The organism is Vibrio nigripulchritudo, assembly GCF_027924785.1.
GTDB lineage: Bacteria > Pseudomonadota > Gammaproteobacteria > Enterobacterales > Vibrionaceae > Vibrio > Vibrio nigripulchritudo.
In genome coordinates, this window is the sequence record NZ_AP027050.1 from 96,303 (window position 1) to 114,589 (window position 18,287).

Annotated in this window: 15 protein-coding genes; 4 read left to right on the forward strand and 11 right to left on the reverse strand. The window is 46.7% G+C overall.

The genetic code is table 11. From position 1 onward, the window contains the following. Positions 1-53: 53 nt before the first annotated feature. Positions 54-905, reverse strand: coding sequence for an SIS domain-containing protein (locus QMG91_RS18760; protein WP_281831436.1), 852 nt, complete (start codon positions 903-905; stop codon positions 54-56). 228 nt (positions 906-1,133) lie between these two features. Here QMG91_RS18760 and murQ point away from each other — a divergent pair, with 228 nt between their 5' ends. Further along, on the forward strand, positions 1,134-2,048 hold the full coding sequence (murQ, locus tag QMG91_RS18765; protein WP_281831438.1) for an N-acetylmuramic acid 6-phosphate etherase: 915 nt from the start codon (positions 1,134-1,136) through the stop codon (positions 2,046-2,048). Positions 2,049-2,205: 157 nt separating this feature from the next. On the opposite strand, the gene QMG91_RS18770 is transcribed toward murQ, so the two are convergent. The 4 genes from QMG91_RS18770 to QMG91_RS18785 all read right to left on the reverse strand — a co-directional run bounded on the left by QMG91_RS18770 (position 2,206) and on the right by QMG91_RS18785 (position 6,459). Further along, the gene (locus tag QMG91_RS18770; RefSeq protein WP_223098982.1) at positions 2,206-3,039 is read right to left on the reverse strand and encodes a carbohydrate ABC transporter permease; all 834 of its coding nucleotides are present in this window, start codon (positions 3,037-3,039) and stop codon (positions 2,206-2,208) included. A gap of 9 nt (positions 3,040-3,048) precedes the next feature. Then, positions 3,049-4,002, reverse strand: coding sequence for a carbohydrate ABC transporter permease (locus QMG91_RS18775; protein ID WP_022560595.1), 954 nt, complete (start codon positions 4,000-4,002; stop codon positions 3,049-3,051). Between the two features lie 10 nt (positions 4,003-4,012). Beyond that, on the reverse strand, positions 4,013-5,101 hold the full coding sequence (locus QMG91_RS18780; protein WP_281831441.1) for an ABC transporter ATP-binding protein: 1,089 nt from the start codon (positions 5,099-5,101) through the stop codon (positions 4,013-4,015). A 137-nt stretch (positions 5,102-5,238) separates the two neighbouring features. Further along, a complete protein-coding gene (locus QMG91_RS18785) occupies positions 5,239-6,459 on the reverse strand; it encodes an extracellular solute-binding protein (protein ID WP_045962747.1) in 1,221 nt (406 codons plus the stop codon). 265 nt (positions 6,460-6,724) lie between these two features. On the opposite strand from QMG91_RS18785, the gene QMG91_RS18790 reads away from it, so the two are divergent. After that, complete coding sequence (locus tag QMG91_RS18790; protein WP_281831444.1) at positions 6,725-7,609, forward strand: glucosamine kinase nucleotide-binding domain-containing protein; 885 nt, start codon at positions 6,725-6,727, stop codon at positions 7,607-7,609. Continuing rightward, complete coding sequence (locus tag QMG91_RS18795) at positions 7,610-8,368, forward strand: GntR family transcriptional regulator (protein WP_281831445.1); 759 nt, start codon at positions 7,610-7,612, stop codon at positions 8,366-8,368. A gap of 89 nt (positions 8,369-8,457) precedes the next feature. Here the strand turns inward: QMG91_RS18795 and QMG91_RS18800 are convergent, their stop codons facing one another. From QMG91_RS18800 to QMG91_RS18810, 3 genes are all read right to left on the reverse strand, one after another. Beyond that, the gene (locus tag QMG91_RS18800; RefSeq protein WP_281831447.1) at positions 8,458-9,405 is read right to left on the reverse strand and encodes a hypothetical protein; all 948 of its coding nucleotides are present in this window, start codon (positions 9,403-9,405) and stop codon (positions 8,458-8,460) included. Between the two features lie 19 nt (positions 9,406-9,424). Next, a complete protein-coding gene (locus QMG91_RS18805; protein ID WP_281831449.1) occupies positions 9,425-11,233 on the reverse strand; it encodes an alpha-keto acid decarboxylase family protein in 1,809 nt (602 codons plus the stop codon). Positions 11,234-11,326: 93 nt separating this feature from the next. Continuing rightward, positions 11,327-13,093 carry a flavin monoamine oxidase family protein gene (locus QMG91_RS18810; protein WP_281831451.1) on the reverse strand — a complete coding sequence of 589 codons (1,767 nt, stop codon included), beginning with the start codon at positions 13,091-13,093 and terminating at the stop codon, positions 11,327-11,329. Between the two features lie 426 nt (positions 13,094-13,519). On the opposite strand from QMG91_RS18810, the gene QMG91_RS18815 reads away from it, so the two are divergent. After that, on the forward strand, positions 13,520-14,329 hold the full coding sequence (locus QMG91_RS18815; RefSeq protein ID WP_281831453.1) for a S1 family peptidase: 810 nt from the start codon (positions 13,520-13,522) through the stop codon (positions 14,327-14,329). Positions 14,330-14,395: 66 nt separating this feature from the next. Here QMG91_RS18815 and QMG91_RS18820 read toward each other — a convergent pair whose 3' ends face one another. From QMG91_RS18820 to QMG91_RS18830, 3 genes are all read right to left on the reverse strand, one after another. Next, on the reverse strand, positions 14,396-16,297 hold the full coding sequence (locus tag QMG91_RS18820) for a DUF3857 domain-containing transglutaminase family protein (protein ID WP_281831454.1): 1,902 nt from the start codon (positions 16,295-16,297) through the stop codon (positions 14,396-14,398). Continuing rightward, a complete protein-coding gene (locus QMG91_RS18825; protein WP_281831456.1) occupies positions 16,294-17,370 on the reverse strand; it encodes a hypothetical protein in 1,077 nt (358 codons plus the stop codon). The genes QMG91_RS18820 and QMG91_RS18825 overlap by 4 nt, the downstream gene beginning before the upstream one ends. Positions 17,371-17,522: 152 nt before the next feature. Beyond that, positions 17,523-18,146, reverse strand: a complete 624-nt coding sequence (locus QMG91_RS18830; protein ID WP_281831458.1) for an esterase/lipase family protein — start codon at positions 18,144-18,146, stop codon at positions 17,523-17,525. Between the last annotated feature and the right edge of the window lie 141 nt (positions 18,147-18,287).

Genomic DNA, 18,287 nt, shown 5'->3' on the forward strand with positions numbered 1-18,287 from the left:
TACTCATTGTGTAGTGAGACAGAAGGTTAGATAAACTTTTTCCAGCGTTTAGGCTAAGTAAGAATCTGATTAATATCAGTCCCTATATCACTGAACAGTTCACGAGCCTGTTCGTCCCTTTGCTGTAATAGCGTAATGAACAGTAAGTCTGTGATAACGTTTTGCGCAGTGCGTGAAGCGATGGACGAGCTTCGATGACGAGTTTCATCGGCGATGGTGTCAAAGATAATATCCGCCGTGTCGCGAAGGTGGCTTTTTCGCGGGGAGGTAATGGCGATGACTTTTGCGCCTTGTTCTTTGGCAGCTTCAGCGGCAACCAGAATTTCTTTTCTGTCGCCTGAAAATGAGATAGCGATTTGCACATCCTCAGAAGTTAGGGTTCTTGCTACCGCAATCTGCACGTGGCTATCTTGCTCTACCAGAGTGGTAATGCCGAGCTTGAGCAGTTTATAACTCAGGTCTTTGGCGGTTAGCGCAGAAACGCCAATCCCTACCACTTGCACCCGTCGGGCTTCATCGAGCCATTTCACTGCCTGATAACAAGCTTCATAAGACAACGCATTAGTGGTCTGAAACATCGCGTCTGTCTTGGTTTTAACGAGTTTCTGAGCACTAACGGCTAAAGGGTCATCTGCCAGAATATTACTGTGTAGGGGCGTTTGCCCCAGCGCCTGTTTGCGCACAATTTCTTCATTCAAAGCCAGTTTGAATGCGCTGTACCCTTTGTATCCAATTCGCTGAGTAAACTTAACGATGCTCGACTGGCTAACGTTTACCTGCGCCGCGAGTTCCTGGCTGGTGAGTGATGCTGCCTTTTCTGAATTTTCAATAATCCAGTCTCCAACCAGACGTCCACTTTGAGAAAGCTGAGTGCGTCTGGCGACGATTCGATGGATAACGGACATAACAAAAAATTCCTAATAAATTATTCCAACTAAGAAATAATGACCGCCAATCTAATGTAATGAATACTGGCAAATAATCTAAGTATGAAAGGCGTTTTGGCTGAAAAGCTTGTCAATTATTCCAATGTTTAGCTGTACAAAGAATAACCTTTATTGTGATTTTTATCACTATGGTTGAATATTTTATTCAATAAAATTGGGTCGAATTTAGGATGCTGAGAACAAGGAATGAACCGCGACGAGTTAATCCGCTTAACGACGGAAAGCCGCAACCCGAACAGTGCCGAGATTGACACACTATCCACTCTCGAAATGTTAAAGGTCATCAACAATGAGGATCAAAAAGTAGCACTGGCAGTGAAGGATGTTTTGCCACAAATCGCGGAAGCGGTGGACGCCATTACAAACGCGCTGGCGAATAATGGGCGGTTGATTTATACCGGAGCGGGAACGTCTGGTCGGCTAGGTATTTTAGATGCAAGCGAGTGCCCACCAACCTATGGCACCTCACCAGATTTGGTGGTAGGAGTGATAGCTGGAGGTCGTCAGGCAATACTGAATGCAGTCGAAAATGCGGAAGATAACGTAAGCATGGGCAAACAAGATTTGATGCAAATTAAACTGAGCAATCGGGATGTGGTCGTGGGTATCGCAGCAAGCGGTCAGACACCCTACGTGCTTAGCGGTCTGGACTACGCGAATGAATTGGGTGCGACCACGGTATCGATTTCCTGCAATGCGGCGAGTGCAATGGCAGACGTTGCCGACATCGCAATCACGCCCATTGTAGGACCTGAAGTCGTCACGGGGTCATCGCGAATGAAAGCGGGGACGGCACAAAAACTGGTGCTGAACATGCTCACCACAGGAGCAATGATTCGCAGTGGAAAAGTGTTTGGAAACCTGATGGTCAATGTTGAAGCCAACAATGCCAAGCTGGTTCAAAGGCAAATCAATATTGTTATAGAGGCGACTGGGGTTTCGGCGGAGGAAGCCAGTCAGGCGCTTGAGCAGTGTGGTCGTCAATGCAAAACCGCCATCTTTATGATTCTCGCAGGGCTGGATGCAGAACAGGCGAAATCGCGTCTCAAAGAGCATAACGGCTTCATTCGTTCCGCATTGGAGGCACAGCAGAGTTTTTAATACGAACCCGATTTAAGAATTAAAACCATAAGATAGACATGAAATTATTAAGCTAACTCATTCACCCTCCTCCCCCTCATATAGGAATGAAATAGCTAACGCTCTTGATGATTCAAGAGCGTTTTCTTTTGTTTTGAAAGTAATCTGATTTAGGTGGCTACTTAATCGCGCCTGCTGTCATGCCAGCGATAAAGCGACGTGACTGGACGATAAATATGACGATCATCGGCAATGCCGCAAGCGTTAATCCGGCATAAAGAACGCCATAGTTGATTGAGTATTCGCCAAAGAATGCGGTTAAGCCTTGTGCCAGTGTTTTCCATTCTGGCGATTGAATGAAAATAAGCGGAAAGAAGAAGTCATTCCAGATGGGAACCGCGTTGTAGATACCAGCAATCACCAACGCAGGTGAAATCAATGGCACCATAATCTGAATCATGATCCTCAGTTCACTTGCACCATCTATACGTGCACTGTCTTCCAAATCTTTAGGGAGCGTTCGCAAGAACCCGGTAAGAATAAACACGGTGGCGGGCAAACTCATTGCCGTGTAGATGCAGATCAGCCCGACTAAGCTGTCCACCAATCCAAGATATTTGAGCTGGATAAACAGTGGGATAATTGCCAGCCTAAGTGGCAGCATCAGCCCGGATAAAAAGAACAGAGATACCATCAAAGAGCCACTGAATCGGTAGCGAGCAATCGCATACGCGGCCATGGTTCCAGTGGTTAAGAGGAAAACGACCGAAAGCAGCGTCACAATGATGGAGTTGAGGAAGTATCTGGGTACATCCGTTTCGTTCCAGATGACATTGAAGTTATCCAGATTAAAGCTGTTCGGCAGAGAAAATGGCGTAGAAAAAATCTCCGGATTGGTTTTGAACCCTGATAGAACCATCATTAATATCGGGTACAGCATGATGAGTGCACCTGCACCCAGAAAGATATGAATAAGCCATTGTTCGAGCGAACTTGTATTTGCCTGTTTCATTTCTGCCTCCTAATCCATCTTAACTTCACGCGCCGTCAGTAACTTGGTCGCGATGATTGAGAAGACAAAGATAAAAATAAAGATCAGCACCGCGAGTGCAGACCCTGCTCCAAATTCCGTGCCACCAGCGCTTACCGAGCCAAATGCTGTTCGGTAGAAAAGCAGCCCCAGCATGTCAGTTGAATAGGAAGGAGAGCCTTCCAGCCCAGACATGATGAATGGCAGTTCGAACCAGTTAAACGAGCCAATAAATGTCAGCACCACAATAATGGTGACCGCAGGTGCCATCAGAGGCCAGATAATGTCTTTGGCGATCTGCCATTCACTCGCACCATCCAGTCGAGCGGCTTCAATAAAATCTTTGGGGATACGGTGAATGGCTGCAAGAAATACCAGAGTCGGAAAACCGACCCAGGCCCAGGCATTGACCAGTAACATAGAGGGCAAGGCGGTTTCCGTTAGACCCAGCCAGGGCAATGCCCACTCGTTGAGTCCGATGAAATTCAGCCCTTTGTTTATCAGACCAAAAAACGGGTTAAGGAACATTTTCCACTGGAAACCAATAATGACGGTGGAAAGAATCACAGGCAGGAAAAACACCACCTGATAAAACCGCCCGCCTTTTGGATCGCGTGCCAGCAGAAGTGCGAGGATCAAAGCGATGCCATTCTGAATGATCATCAGAGTGACAAACACAATCACATTGTTCTTTAACGCATTAAACAGATACCAGTTGCGATTCGGATCGAGCAGTACGTCTTTGAAATTTTGAAGGCCGACAAACTCTCCTCGTATCAGACCATTCCAGTCGTAAACGCTGTACCACAGCGCCGATCCCATTGGCAGAAAAACGAACACAAACAGAATCGCCGCAGGAGGAAAAAGTAAGAACGCAAGCCAGAGCCTGCGATTACGTTTACGCCGCGCTATTTCGCGCTTTATAACGAGATCGTCTTCTTTCATGAACTCCCCCTTATCGCACCGCGTTGTCGTCGGAGCCAAACAGGTGGCAGTTTTCGATCAGGAATCCGATTTTTATGGTTTCGCCAACCTCAAACTCTTGATCGCCGGGTGCATGAACCGTGATATCTTGCCCCGTCGGCGACATGGCATACAAGTAGGTTTCTCCGCCGAGCCTTTCCACTGCATACACTTCGCCGCTTACCTGACCGTCGGATTGCCCTTCCAGCACAACGTGCTCTGGCCTGACACCAAACGTGACTTTATCCCCCGATGTGAGAGAGCTTGGGTCGGAGCACGGAAACGGAATGGTATCGTCACAGCCTTCCAGCTTTAACGTTACTCCACTATCGGTTTTGCCCACGATCTCCGCAGGAAAGAAATTCATGGCTGGTGAACCAATAAACCCGGCAACAAATCGGTTGTTGGGCTTTTTATAAAGTTCTAATGGGGGACCCACCTGCTCGATAACGCCATCTTTAAGAACCACAATTTTGTCTGCCATGGTCATGGCTTCAACCTGATCGTGGGTCACGTATATCATGGTGGCATTTAGGCGTTTATGAAGCTTGGTTATCTCGATGCGCATTTGCACGCGCAGCTTGGCATCCAGATTAGACAGGGGTTCGTCAAACAGAAACACTTTCGGGTTGCGAACAATCGCTCGACCAATGGCTACTCGCTGACGTTGCCCGCCCGAGAGCGCTTTGGGTTTGCGGTCGAGGTAGTCGGTTAACTGCAAAATCTCTGCGGCTTGCCGAACCTTCTGGTCTATCTCTGCTTTGGGGGCTTTTGCCACTTTCAGCGCGTAAGACATGTTCTGATAAACCGTCATGTGCGGGTAGAGTGCGTAGGTCTGGAATACCATTGCCAGCCCGCGTTTTGACGGAGGAAGGTGATCGACTCGGTCGCCATCGATTTCAATCGCACCGTCCGTAAGATCTTCTAACCCTGCCAGAAGGCGTAATAGAGTGGATTTTCCGCAGCCTGAAGGTCCTACAAATACCACAAACTCGTTGTCTTTGATGCTGAGGTTTGCCCCCGGAATGACTTCAACATCACCAAAGCGCTTTTTCACACTGCGCAACTCAATACCTGCCACTCATTTCTCCTTACAGCAAAGCTAAATAAATCCTTTAGAAAACGAGTCTGACTTTCCAGCGACATGATGAGTGTTTTTCATCTGCATCAACTGCGTGGAAAGCCGGACTAGGTTCTTATTTTTTTGTTTAGTTCTTATTACTTCGACGCTTTAATGCCGTCAGACACTTCTTTTGCCACGGCAGCCGCAGATTTCTTACCTGCCATCAGTTCCTGCAAACCATTTTGTAGCAGTGTGGAGCCTGTTGGTTTCTTAAAGCGATAACCTACCAGCATGATGTATGGCGTTGCGCTGCCATGAAACTCAGAGATTTTCGCCAGCATTGGATCAGAAGACACTGCGCCGTCTACTGCGGCAACATTGGCCAGTTTGTCGGTAAGCATTTGTCCGAATTCCTGCGTCGCCAGGAAGCGGGCAAATTTGAGTGCTGCTTCTTTGTTTTCAGAGCCAGAGTTAACCGCGTAGCCACCATCGAGCCAGGTTGCGACCATTTGGGAACCCCCCGCTTTCGCTGCTGGTCCTGGCATGATGTCGAAATTGATTCCCGCTTTTCTAAAGCCAGCGATCTCCCAAGAACCACCAACGAACATAGCTGCAGCTCCAGACGTAAATAACTGCTTCATAGTCGCGTAGTCGACACCCTCATGACCCTGAGGCAGGAACTCTCTCAATTCGCCGAATTTCTCCATAGCACCGACGTAACGCGCATCTTCAAAGTCTGTCGAACCTGCGGTCACTTCGCCAAAAAACGATTCACCGTAAAAGTTAGGCATAAACGCGCCCGACATGACTTCCACCGTCCATCCGTCTTTAGTGCCGTTGGCTAAAGGCATGATGCCCGAGCTTTTTAGTTTCTTAGCTGCTGCGACAAACTCATCCCAGGTGGTGGGTGGGGTAATCTTCTGAGCCGCCAGCAAATCCGCGTTGTAGTAAACAAGAATGGTCTGCGATGCCATAGGTACGGAATACACCTTGCCATCAGAGCGGAGTGTTACACCTAACAGTTCGTCCTTGGAGAAGCCGGAAAGATCCACTTTGCCATTTAATGGTTCGAGGTAACCGGGTGCGGCAACACTTTCAAATGCCCCGTAGGCTCGGGTGTGGATAATGTCGGGTCCTGCTCCGCCCGTGAGCGCCGTGGTTAATACGGTGGCGTAGCTCTTCGCTTCATGGGCGGTGTAGTTGATTGAAATATCCGGGTTGGACTTTTCAAATGCTGCGATGATCTCGTTGTAGGCTTTGGCGTCTTCTTGTCGCCAGCTCCAGAAATCGAGCTCAGCTTTGGCAAAAGTGGAAGCACTGCACAACAGGGCAGCGGCAGCAAGAATGGTGCGAGTAGTCAATTTTGATCGATTCATTTTCTACTTCCTTGTTCAGACAGCTAATTCAGCGACTAGCCGGTTTTCTTTCATCCAACTGCGCTACGTTTGTGACGGCTTTACCAATACGTACGCGCAAATTTGACTCCCTTTACTCTGTTTTTGATAATACCTTTAAAATACCATTTGTCTATTTATTGATCGATTTGGCGTAAAAAGTGTGTTAAACATCATATTTGGTATTGTTATAGGTATTACAAATGCTCAAGTCGTATCTTGAGAAAATCTGACTGGAAGGAGCAATATGCACGACCTGGATTCCCCCTTTGTTATTGCCGTCGATGGTGGTGGTACGAAATGCATTGTGCGGTTATCAGACCAGAGTGGTCGCGTACTGAGTCAGGTGCAGACGGGCTCAGCAAATGTGGCGACTAATTTTGAAGTCGCAAGACAAAATATCATGGAAGGTATTTCTCAAGCTTATGCTGAAGCCGGGCGTGCACTTAATCAAAGCAAAGGGGATATCATCGGGCTTGCCCTTGCGGGAGCTGAAAGCAGTGATCGGGTTGGAGAGCTGCGAGAATCCCTGAATTTTGCTCAGGTGGTGATTTGTTCCGATCTTGAAGCCACCTTAAAAGGGGCTCTCGGTGATGAAGATGGCGTTGTTGCAAGCATTGGGACTGGGTCGTTTTTTCTGTCGCAGCAGAATGGTGCATATCAGCGTGTTGGTGGCTGGGGGCTGTTTCTTTCTGACGATTGCAGTGGCGCGGCACTAGGGAAAGTCCTTATGCGCTATGTTGCAAATGTTCACGACGGTATGTTACCTTCCAGCCCTTTGGTTGATGAGACGTTTGCGAAATTTGACAGCCAAATTCGGAAATTGGTGAACTTCTCCCTTCAGGCTTCTCCTAAAGACTGCGCCGAGTTTGCATCCGACATTGTGTCCGCCTATCAGAAGGGGGATCCGGTCGCACGGCAGCTGGTGTGTTCCTCTGTTTCAAGGCTGGTTGAAATCCTTGAGTTTCTGAATGCGCAAAAAACAGGGAACCTATGTATGAACGGTGGTTTAGCCGCTTTTTATCAGTCTCTTATGCCTGAGTCTTATCAAGCCATATTTGCAGAGCCCAAAGGAAATGTTCTGGATGGGATAACCTCTATAACCTTGAATACCTCGACGGGAGCACTTTGAATGAACGTTTCGGATGTCCTAGATCCTTCCAACTGGCTGACTGAAAGTGGTGGGCTTCGTTACCTGCAACTGAAGAAGGTGTTGGAGCGTGCGATTCTGGATCGATCATTACCTCCCGGTACTCAACTGCCGTCAGAACGTGAAATTGCAAAGATCACCGGTCTTTCACGAGTCACAGTAAGAAAAGCGTTTGCCCCTTTGGTCGAGGACGGATATCTGGATCAGCGTCAGGGAGCCGGCACCGTGGTAGCAGAGCGAATGACGCGCGTGGAACAGTCGCTTTCTCGCCTGACGTCATTTACGGAAGATATGGCAGGTCGGGGGATGAAAGTCAGTTCAGTCTGGTTATCTCGGCAAGTTGTGAAACCCTCACCAGAAGAAATCATGACGCTGGGCATCAGCCCTTCGGAGTCCGTTGTGCGTTTAGAACGCCTACGTTTTGCTGATGGACAACCAATGGCAATAGAACGGGCGGTATTACCTCAATCCATTCTGAATGACCCTATGAAAGTACAGCACTCGCTTTACGCGGTGCTCGACGAACTCGACCAAAAACCCGTGCGAGCAATTCAGCACATCATGGCATCCAACCTGAATGAAGAAGATGCACAACTGCTGGAAGTGAATGAAGGTGTGGCTGGGTTGCAGGTTACCCGAGTATCTTATCTGGCTTCGGGCTCGGTCGTGGAACTCACCAAATCCATTTATCGCGGCGATGCGTATGACTTCGTTGCGGAGTTAAATCTTCAAAGTTCTTAACCTTTCCCAAAGACGCGCACGAATAAAAAATGTCAGAGCCAAATGATTTGGCTCTGACATTTTTAAATCTTACCATTCAGCAAAAGCTTCTACTTCTCATACGGTTCCGCCAGGTACGGGAAGTCTGACAAGAAAGGTTTGAACGGCGTTGTGCGTCTTGGCCAGCCACCAAAAATGATGGTTCGTTCATAGGTGACACAGTCTGAAGCTTCACACAATGTCGGGATCAAATCGTCTTCGATATAGCGACCATTCGGGTATTTAGCTGGTCGACTTGAATCGTAAATCACCACATCGGGGTGGTAATCGAACGGGCGAATACCTTCGGTGTTGGAGTTGCTGTACGTAGGCTGAGTTTTGATCCACTCAACGTGCAAATGCGGTGGAAGAAAATTCAGCTTCTGCATGCGAGGTTGAAAGGTTCGCAGCGCTCGACCAGCGTGATCCACCTGATGGGGATGACTGTCGCCAAGAATGGAGTTTGCCCAAAGGGTGAAGATGCGTTGATCCTCCGGGAATGAACTGACTGGAATTTTGACCACAAAACCCATCACGTTGTATCCCTTTGTGAGCGGGAAAATAAACGGATCCGCTCGCAACCCGGTAAACACTTCAATACCTTCCCGATTTTTTAAGCCTTCTGATTCCCACGATTTGAGGGTTAAGTCGTCGTTCATTTTAAAGCTGATGGTGGCGTCTTCTTTGATGTTCTCGCTGTTTTCAACCGTACCCCCGTAAAGCATGTTATCGAATTCGCTGTCGAATTTTACATCCGCGTCCAGATCCCAGTGGATGTAGTAAGTCAGTTCGCTAAAGTCGGGATTTTCCGTTCTATCAACGTCGCGGAAGAAGGTCAGCGCCATAATGTAATGGTCTTCTTCTTTCCAGAAGAACAGGTCAGTTAAGCGAGCTTCTTCTCTCCAGATTTCTGGTGGATCAAGCGGGCTGCGGTGATCCGATGCCATAACCTGAAACGACAATGGGGCGATTACCGCGATCACAATCAAGCGCAGCAAAAATTGGAACATGGTTTTCATAATGATTCCTTCATTCGATTTAATTATTTGGGTCCGTTTGCTCGGTGATCACCACAGGAACACTGTCTGGCTGCTCATCTTCGCCAAGCGACTGAGTGCGATAAGCGATGGAGTGAGGGATATTGGTTTCGCTTAGCATGACTCGGATAACAAAGTTATCTTCTGGGTGCTGGTCCACTTCCGTGAGAGCATTTCGAAGTTCATCATGAGTGCTGACCACGGCACCACGACCACCAACCATCTCGACGATTTTTTCGTAATTCCACTTGTTTAAGCGGTTGTACTTGTACACATCATTTTGTTGCGGGCGAGATTCGTAGTGAACTTTTTCGTCTTCGGAGCGGAATGGGTTCGGGTTCACCAACATCTGCTCGATACCGTAAATCCCGTTGTCCAGCACGAATACCACGTTGTTTGTTTTGTAGTAGTTGTGCCCGGATACAGACTGACAGGTCTCTTGGAAAGCACCGTCTCCCACAAACACAAGAGGACGTTTGCTCTGATCGGCGAATTTCACACCCAGCGAAGCGGGTACAGAATAGCCAATAGACAGCCATGCTGCCGCACTGACAAATCCGTCTGCCTGATTGATGCGTAAGTTCTGTGCGCCCAATAGTGGGAACCCAGCATCAACGACAACACGGTGTTCGTCAGTCAAATAGTCATCAATGACGCTAAAGAAGCTGTCGTAGCTGAGAGGTTGCGTGCAGTCTTGCGGCACTTTTTCCATCAGCAGAGTCATTGTAGGCTGATAGCGTTGGTACTCCATGTCTGCGATTTTTGCATTCAGTTTGGCAATAAAATCTTTCAGCACGACATTAGGGAAGTACTGAGTTCCGACTTCCTGGCCTACACTGTCAATGTGGTGTCCGACTTTCACACCTTCGTTGTTCGCCATTACCATGCCAGCCGACCAGGAAGAGGTTCCACCAAGGTTTTTACTGGTGTTCCAGACTCCAAGCGCGATACGACACCCTGCGTTGTTGAACAGGGCTTTTGTGCTCTCTGGGGTGGCGTTTCCGTTGTAAACACCGCGGAACAGCTCGTGGCTTTCAGGCAGTACAGATTTCGCCAGGATGCTGGTAACAAAAGGGTTGTTAGTGGTTTCGACCAGAGACTGAAAATCGCTTTGTAGCTGCTGACGCTGAAGCTCGATTCCAGCCCAGAAGATGGGTGTGCCTCGCTGCTTTATCATGTCTAGGGTTGCAGTCACTGCCTTGTCGGTTTCACTTTCGTCTCCCTGATGAGGCTCTGAATCTAGGTTAGAAACGGGCGCATCGCAGGACTTACGCCAGACATCTTCATACACTTCAAGATACCCTGGGCGACCTTCAGAAATAATCGCTGTGAGAACGGTGTCTATCTTGGCAGGCGCTTGTGAAGCATTTCTAATTTGCTCCGCCGCAACCGTAACCGAGCGATAGGCATCAATGTTACTTTTCTCATCACCTGTCATGTGAGAGTAAAGAATCCCTTCAACTCGCTGACGTTTTTGATCAGAGTAGGTGGGTGCGCCATTGAGAACTAACACTCGGTTGTGTTCAACGTAGGAACCAGCCACTGGGTTGAGCAGGCTGAATGCCCCTACACCGTATGTGACTCCGACAGGGGCAATTTTGCCGCTTACTCTGGCATAACCGTCGGCACAGTGCCCGGCATTGATTTCGTTGGTATTGCCTGATATCTGAATCGTCGATTCAGGATCTTCTTCGATGGTGTTCAGAAAGGGGGCGCTGTAGTTGCCAGCGACGCCAAAGATATGTTCACAACCCAGCTCTTCCAGACGGATTTTTAGATACTGGGCGACCGTGACTTGTTGTGTGCTCATCATTATTCCTTTTTTAGCCAACATGAGGTCAAAAGACCTTTACCATGGCTACGGAGTAGCCATGGCTTATTAGAAGTGTTTTATAACAAGGGGTTAGGAAAGTGTTGGAAGTGGGTTTTCATTCACCAGCAACGCCGCATTTACCGCCGATTCGATTGCCCCTTCTATCCATGCATGTTTGAGTGACGCATGCTCACCGGCAAAGTGCGCTTTTCCTTGCCACTCGCTGGCGATGATGGATTTGTGGAACAACTCAAGCTGTCCGGGGTAATAGATGGCGGCTTCACCGAACGCATAAGGGTTCTGCATCCAGCTTACGGTTGCGGCTCCTACGATGTTGTCTTGGTCGTCGACGTATTTCTCAGGGTCAAATACACACAGATCTTTGATCTTTTGCTGGGCAATCAAACGCTCTTCGTAGCTGGCGTCAGGGGCGTGAACTGCGTGGGTAATGGCGACATTCTCAAGCGCATAACAGAAGCGCTCATAGTGAGGCATGGAATCCCACTTACGGGCATCATCAGCCCAGGAATAGCTCACCAACATGACTCCACCGCCAGTTGAACCCATGCGCTCGCTTGGGTAGTACATAAAGCGGTTGATTAAGTCGGTGCAGGAACCGCCACCGTAAATGTCGTTTTCGGTTTCCCAGAATCGCTCACGGAATTCAAGCAGTACTTTGGTGGCTGCGTCGTAATGCAGCTCGCGGATAGCCTGACGTTTGCGCTGGCTGAATTCTGGCCATACGTGAACGGTACGGAAGCTTGGGAACGGAACGGTGACCACGACTTCATCCCACTCTCGCTGTGCCAGATCCGCCTGAACATTTTTGTCTTGCTCTTCGCGCGAAGCAATCGCCTCAGACACAGAAGTATGAATGCGCACTTTGCCCGTATTTTCATCAAGATAAAGGTCAGTCAGGGTCTGGTTGCTTAGAGTTACGTCAGCTAGGTTGTTTTGCTCATAGTAAGCTGTGGTAAACAGATCTGTTCCGCCCTTGATCAGCCAGAATGCGGTATCGGGTTTGATGATGGCAAGTTCGATAAAGCTCTGGATGAAGGAGTAGGACATGCGAGACGCTAGGTTCTCGATCACGCCAATCATTTCAATGGCATTTTCAGAATAGTGCTCGCTGTTTTCTACGTATTCCAGCAAGTATCGACGCATCGAATACTCACCATAGGTATCGATGATGTATGCCCAGGCGGTTTTTGGATCTTCTTCTACCATCTTGGTGAGTTCACTAATTGCATTGTCCAATAAAACGCTCGCCTGAGTATTCTCATTGTCTTCCAGGTTGTAGTTCAGAAGTGCGTTAACGTCTGCGCCTTCGGCGTCGTAGTCTTTGCGCAAAACATGGCGATAGTTAACGTGCAGAAAGTTTTTACCTGTTGAAGGTGGGAGGATGATGTCTCCGTTTTCATCACGATCAGGATTGTCGATTTGCTCAGATGTGGCATCAGCTTTAGAGACGGTTTTATTCAAAAACAGTTGTTTGTCTACACCCGTCTGATCAATCAGATACTGCACCAGCTTGTGCATATCAGGGATACGCATGGCACCTGCTTCGCCTGTCAAATTCGAGTCTTCAAAATAGGTCTTTTCATTGGTATTGCGGAAAGTTTTCACTCGTCCACCAACTCGGGTATTCGCTTCAACTATGGTGACGTTATGACCTGCCTGACGTAACAGAGTAGCTGAGACCATACCGGAGATTCCACAACCGACTATCAGGATGTTTTTAGCTTGAGCTTGACTGGTTGGAAGTCCATTTTGCAGATAGCTCAAGTAGGCTTGGCTTATTTGGTCCTGATCGAATGGCAGTAATCCATGGTAGGCATCATCGAGTGTTTTAGTCATTTTCTATTCCTTTATTAATGTACACAAACAGCGTCTTTACAATTTTTCAACACTTAAAGAGTAATCGCTTTATGTGCATATGCAATTTATTGAAATGCATATTGTTTTAATTTCTTCTCTATCAATTGTTAGCGTCAATTTGGTCATCAATACTCATTGTTTTTAAAGGAAAAAATATTCAATAAAAGATGAGTGTTGTGGCATGAATTTAATGGTGAGTACGTATTATTTTCTCTCGGCTTGTTGACGGAAATGTTACTTGCGAAGGGTTGTGATTAGTCTGGAAAACACGGGTTCAAAATTTGATATTCATTTTCATTCCTGACGATTCTCTTTTACCGCGGTTCATAAATTGTCATTTTTGAATTCTTTTCTGGAGGGCATAACCGTATCTTTCGGCTGAATTTTATAAAATGAGGATTAATCATGAATTATCTTTCAACGTCGGCACTGGTTTTGGGTGCGATACTGGCTTCTGGAACGCTCGAAGCGAGAGACGCCAGAATCATTGGCGGAACCAAAGCGGACTACAACAACTGGAAGTTTTTCGGGCAAATAATTGGGAATAGCGAAGGAGCCAGTCACAGTCGATGTGGCGCCAGCTACATTGGTAACAATTTTATGCTGACAGCGGCTCATTGTGTGGATAGGGTGCGCGATCCAAAAAGCATTAGAATCAAATTTAGCCCAAACAACTACACTGATGAGCCCGAAAACGTGGTCAATGTGACCAAAATTATCGTACACCCTAGCTATAACAGTAAGGGGTTCAATTCCCATGATGTCGCTTTGCTTAAGATTGATAAGGTAATCGCTGGGGTTGAAACTATCACCCTACCAAACCTACCGTTAGAGCAATACGTAGCGCCAGGAACGTCACTGGATGTCGCTGGCTTGGGCACCGAAGTGATAGGTAACCTTAAACCCTCAAAGCTCAATGAGGTTTCAATTGAATATGTTTCTAATAAAACATGTATCGATTCTCATGAGGCGCTGAATGAAACCAATATTGGTGTCACAAACTTTTGCGCGGGAGACTCAACAGGTGCTGGACTAAAAGATACATGCACAGGTGATAGCGGTGGACCACTAATATTAAGAGACGGTGATAAACTTGTACAACTCGGAATTGTAAGCTTTGGAATTAGCTGCGCCAAACCAAATATGTATGGGATTTACGCCGATGTCCCTAAATTTGTTGGCTGGATAAATTCAACGGTGGCCGCTAACAAGTAAGCAAAAACCTCCGAAGCAACGATGGTTGTTTCGGAGGCTTATTTAGAGTGGCGTAGCTATCTAGGATCAGTTTTCTGTTTGTGGTGACCCGTTAAAGTGAATCAGAGACTGTCGTGAATAGATGTCAATTAACGTGTTGAACTGACTTATTTCAGCCACTTTAATAGATTGCGACGGCATCTCCAGAATGGTGCGCACTTGAATTTTGTTTTCCGAAATTTTTTCGATCGTGCGCTTGAGCGTGCCGAACTTATGATCGAAATGGAGAGTCGGTGGCAAGTCCGTTATTGTCCAGAGCCCTTTAGTATCATAAGAAAACTCGGAAACGACCTTTACACCAGGAAAGGCTTCATCGTAGTGCTCGTTACTCAACTTCAGGTCCGATAGTTCACTTCGAATCCAGGCGTCATTTTCGTTGTAATTCAGCGCTTGACCCACTTCCAGAAATGGAGCAAGAGTAGCTTCAGATGAGATAACTACTTTTTCTTCCATTGCATCAATATGCTCAAATTTAAACGCTGGATCTCCAAGGTCGGAAACAACGTCCTGATACTGCTCCAATAAAGAGCTTTGTCGCTCTTCATCATTCATTTCATAGATCTTTGAACGGAAGTAAGCGGCATACTCGCCCCAATACGTGCGTGTCTGAACCTCTTCCTGCCCGCCCTGGTCATTAAAAGTGATGTCGGTGTGCGTATCGAATTTCCAACGATAACGACTTTCCTCCATTGTATGAGGGATGTAACCGGGGTCTAACGGGAGAATGACTTTATTCTGAATCCAGGACGGCGTGTATCGCCAGTGAGTTTGTGTATCTGTCGGGTCTATGCAGTACTCTTTACCGTCTAATTTGAAGCAGACGACCACATGGTTATAAGTGTTCATGGTCGGGATCAGCAGTTTGCTCTGGTCGGTTCGCTGAGTTGAAACAAGTACAAGGTTGGTTTTTAATCCAATTTTTTCCAACAGTGCTTTAAGCAGAACGGACTTATCTTTGCAGTCACCAAATCGATTCTCAATGGTCTCGGCTATGGTGTGAGGAGTCATGGCGTTGCCATATTCTGACCGCGACACATAACGAATGTCGCGTGAAACGAAGTCGAGGATAGCTGCAATTTTTTCTTCCACTGTAGACTGCCCTTTCAGGATGTCTTCTGTGAGTGGTTCAAGCCCTCGAGTGTCCAGATTAGCCTTCTCCATTGTGAGCAGACCTTTAATAATCACCTGATTCCAGTTTTCAAACTCGCCAAGAGAAATTCTGTCTATATGATCTCGCCAAAAAGACTGCTCATCCGAAACGTAGGTTGGCAAGTCGGTTCCACTGCACTTAAGTGAACCTGTGCTTGCTGAGCAGGTGACAGAATCAGTATCAGCAATCCAGTTAACTGGGGAGTCTTCTTCCCATGTGACATCTAACGTGTATTGCTGAATTGGGTAAGTTCTTTGCGTGAAGAGTTCTTCTGACCAGTCTGACTCCATCCGCGATTTAGTGGTAACCAGTTCGTATTCCAGAACGGATAAACTTCCCTCAACCAACCCTGGAATTGCCAGTACCACCTCTTTTTCACTGCTGAATGTATTGTATTCGCTGGTATCCAGTATCTGGACATGTGAAGGATCGAGCTGCTTCGATTCTCCACTCGGAGAAATGGATGCCGCTGAGATTATCTTTAAACTCTGATAATTTGGGTTGTAGTAAATACTTCGTGAGCCGTAGTTTTCAGCGTCAACAAATCGCGGAAAATAATTGACCGTCTTTCTCGTCATAGTGACGATATCTGATTCAACTTTGAAGTCAGTTTGAAGTAACAGCTGAGTCATTTCTGTTGGCTTGGCTTCACCTGTCAGTAGTGCCATGTTTTTCTCTAAGCCAGCATTACTCAAAGACCAAGATATATTATCGGCGCTATATACATGAGAAGAGCTCATTACTAGTGCCGTAATTAATGGGAGGGTGTGTCGTTTCATTGAGTAGTAAACTCCCATGCCATTGTTTCGAATGAGCGAACTGACTCGCGATAGGTGTTTTTACGAGCCGAGATAAATCCAATTAACTCGTAGTTGTTATTCGGTGTCTGAATGACGGTGATAAGTGCCGTAGAAGGATCAAGAGACATGGTTCCATGGCATTTGAGTTGAGTTTTGACGTGAAGCGTCGGACGGACGAAACTGCGTCTTTCTGTACACTTGAGTTGTTTTATATTTTCCTTTATCCAGTCTCGACGAAATTGAAGATGCTCATTCATATCTTCAATTTCATTATTTTTGAATAGTAAGAAGTACGAATCGGGGACCGAGTTCGAGAATTCTGCCAGTGCGCTGCCATCACTGAAAGTGCCTACCTCAACACGGTGCCAGTTGTCACCCTGAAAGGTCAGAACGAATTCTTCATTTTCAATCGTGTACTTTTCCCTGTTTGCGTAACTTTCATGCTGTTCAATAAACAGTGGGCTTATTGCGGTATATGAGAACCCTGCAAATATCAGAGGGAAAAAAATAGCGACAATCACCCATTCAAAAGGTGAATAGCCACTTTTTCCTTTGAACTCGACATGACTCAGTTCTTTCCGAACCTCGTTAAATCGGTTGGCAATGAACATAAATGAAAGGGAAAAAGTGATATAAACTGCAAAATCAATCCATAAGGCAATCGACCAATTGGAAGATATTGAGTAATACATGGTCGAAAAGACAAAACCGCAACACCCTAGAAAGTAACGGTTTCGACTTTTTTTCGCTTTATCATCCTGCTCAAACGTCTCCAGAGTTTCGCCAAACTTTTTAAACGCGAAAATTTGGGCAAGAGCGAAAAACGGAACCAACAGCCAAAGCCATGGGATAAATTTAGATTGAGATAATAGGTTTAATTCTTTGGCTCTGCGACACAGCCAAATATTGGAGTAAAGACCTAAGGTACTGAACGCCAGAAAAAATTCCCAAATAGGTTTTCTTGGCGCTCGTATGGTTATTTTGGGGGTGTTTTCAATTTCTGGAGAAATATCGGAATTTTCTTCGGAAAGGGTACCACTAATTTCCTGCATGATCAGCGTGTCCGTCCATAGTTTCTAGCTGACAAAATTAAGCCTTACATCACTGTTGATCAAGAGATTCCCGATAAATCCTCTCATATCCCTGATTGACTTCTCAACATCAAGGAAGTCAATTGAATATGGGCATATCTGATCACTTGATATTAGTGAATATGCCGAAACTGATCTTGTCGAATAAAGTGATCTATTTGGTTGGGAATATATTGGCTGTAAATCATGCTGGTGTGGCTGGATTTGGTTTCCAGATGATCCGTCATTCCGTCTATTTTGGTTTCTTCCACAGTCACAGTGCCATCAGACAGTGTTTCGTTGTCCATTAGCAGAAGTGGTCGCATGCCGAGTGGTATGGTTCCGGCAATGCTGCCCAGCTTTTGTGGGTGTGACCAGACATCGTGGTGTTTCTTCAACCCAAATTCCGGTGCATTACCTAGCACCGCACCCAGCCCCAGTTCCTGAATTCGACAGATTATGGATGCGCCTTTAAGCGGAGAACCAACGGCTATGACGTGAGAAATCAGGTTAGAAGAAGGGTGACGCGAAGCGAGATAGTTTTTGATGACCACACCCCCAAGGCTATGCCCGACAAGAACGTTTATCTCACTTTCATCAATGGCAGAATCAATAGAGGCGAACAATTTATCTTCATCAATGGACACCGAGTTATAACTGATCACTTGCGTATCGTAACCCAGAGTTTTTAGCCTCTGACTTAGTGGCTGCATGACGACGCCGTGCATGTATAAACCATGTAGGATGATAATTTTCATTGTTGCCTCCTGTACTCCAGCTTTCTCTCTGTCTCTGACGCTATTCAGCCTAAGAATTTAGACAGATGAGTTAATACATATTGACCGTAATATTATGCTTCAGATTGGGTATCAAATCTGTGATCGCTTAGAAAGTCACCA

Excerpts from the sequence above, each read along its gene's own strand:
- QMG91_RS18785 (WP_045962747.1), bottom strand. The coding sequence starts at position 6,459 with ATGAATCGATCAAAATTGACTACTCGCACCATTCTTGCTGCCGCTGCC.
- QMG91_RS18820 (WP_281831454.1), bottom strand. The coding sequence starts at position 16,297 with ATGAAACGACACACCCTCCCATTAATTACGGCACTAGTAATGAGCTCT.
- QMG91_RS18810 (WP_281831451.1), bottom strand. The coding sequence starts at position 13,093 with ATGACTAAAACACTCGATGATGCCTACCATGGATTACTGCCATTCGAT.
- QMG91_RS18770 (WP_223098982.1), bottom strand. The coding sequence starts at position 3,039 with ATGAAACAGGCAAATACAAGTTCGCTCGAACAATGGCTTATTCATATC.
- QMG91_RS18815 (WP_281831453.1), top strand. The coding sequence starts at position 13,520 with ATGAATTATCTTTCAACGTCGGCACTGGTTTTGGGTGCGATACTGGCT.
- QMG91_RS18775 (WP_022560595.1), bottom strand. The coding sequence starts at position 4,002 with ATGAAAGAAGACGATCTCGTTATAAAGCGCGAAATAGCGCGGCGTAAA.
- murQ (WP_281831438.1), top strand. The coding sequence starts at position 1,134 with ATGAACCGCGACGAGTTAATCCGCTTAACGACGGAAAGCCGCAACCCG.
- QMG91_RS18830 (WP_281831458.1), bottom strand. The coding sequence starts at position 18,146 with ATGAAAATTATCATCCTACATGGTTTATACATGCACGGCGTCGTCATG.
- QMG91_RS18760 (WP_281831436.1), bottom strand. The coding sequence starts at position 905 with ATGTCCGTTATCCATCGAATCGTCGCCAGACGCACTCAGCTTTCTCAA.
- QMG91_RS18825 (WP_281831456.1), bottom strand. The coding sequence starts at position 17,370 with ATGCAGGAAATTAGTGGTACCCTTTCCGAAGAAAATTCCGATATTTCT.
- QMG91_RS18805 (WP_281831449.1), bottom strand. The coding sequence starts at position 11,233 with ATGAGCACACAACAAGTCACGGTCGCCCAGTATCTAAAAATCCGTCTG.
- QMG91_RS18800 (WP_281831447.1), bottom strand. The coding sequence starts at position 9,405 with ATGAAAACCATGTTCCAATTTTTGCTGCGCTTGATTGTGATCGCGGTA.
- QMG91_RS18795 (WP_281831445.1), top strand. The coding sequence starts at position 7,610 with ATGAACGTTTCGGATGTCCTAGATCCTTCCAACTGGCTGACTGAAAGT.
- QMG91_RS18790 (WP_281831444.1), top strand. The coding sequence starts at position 6,725 with ATGCACGACCTGGATTCCCCCTTTGTTATTGCCGTCGATGGTGGTGGT.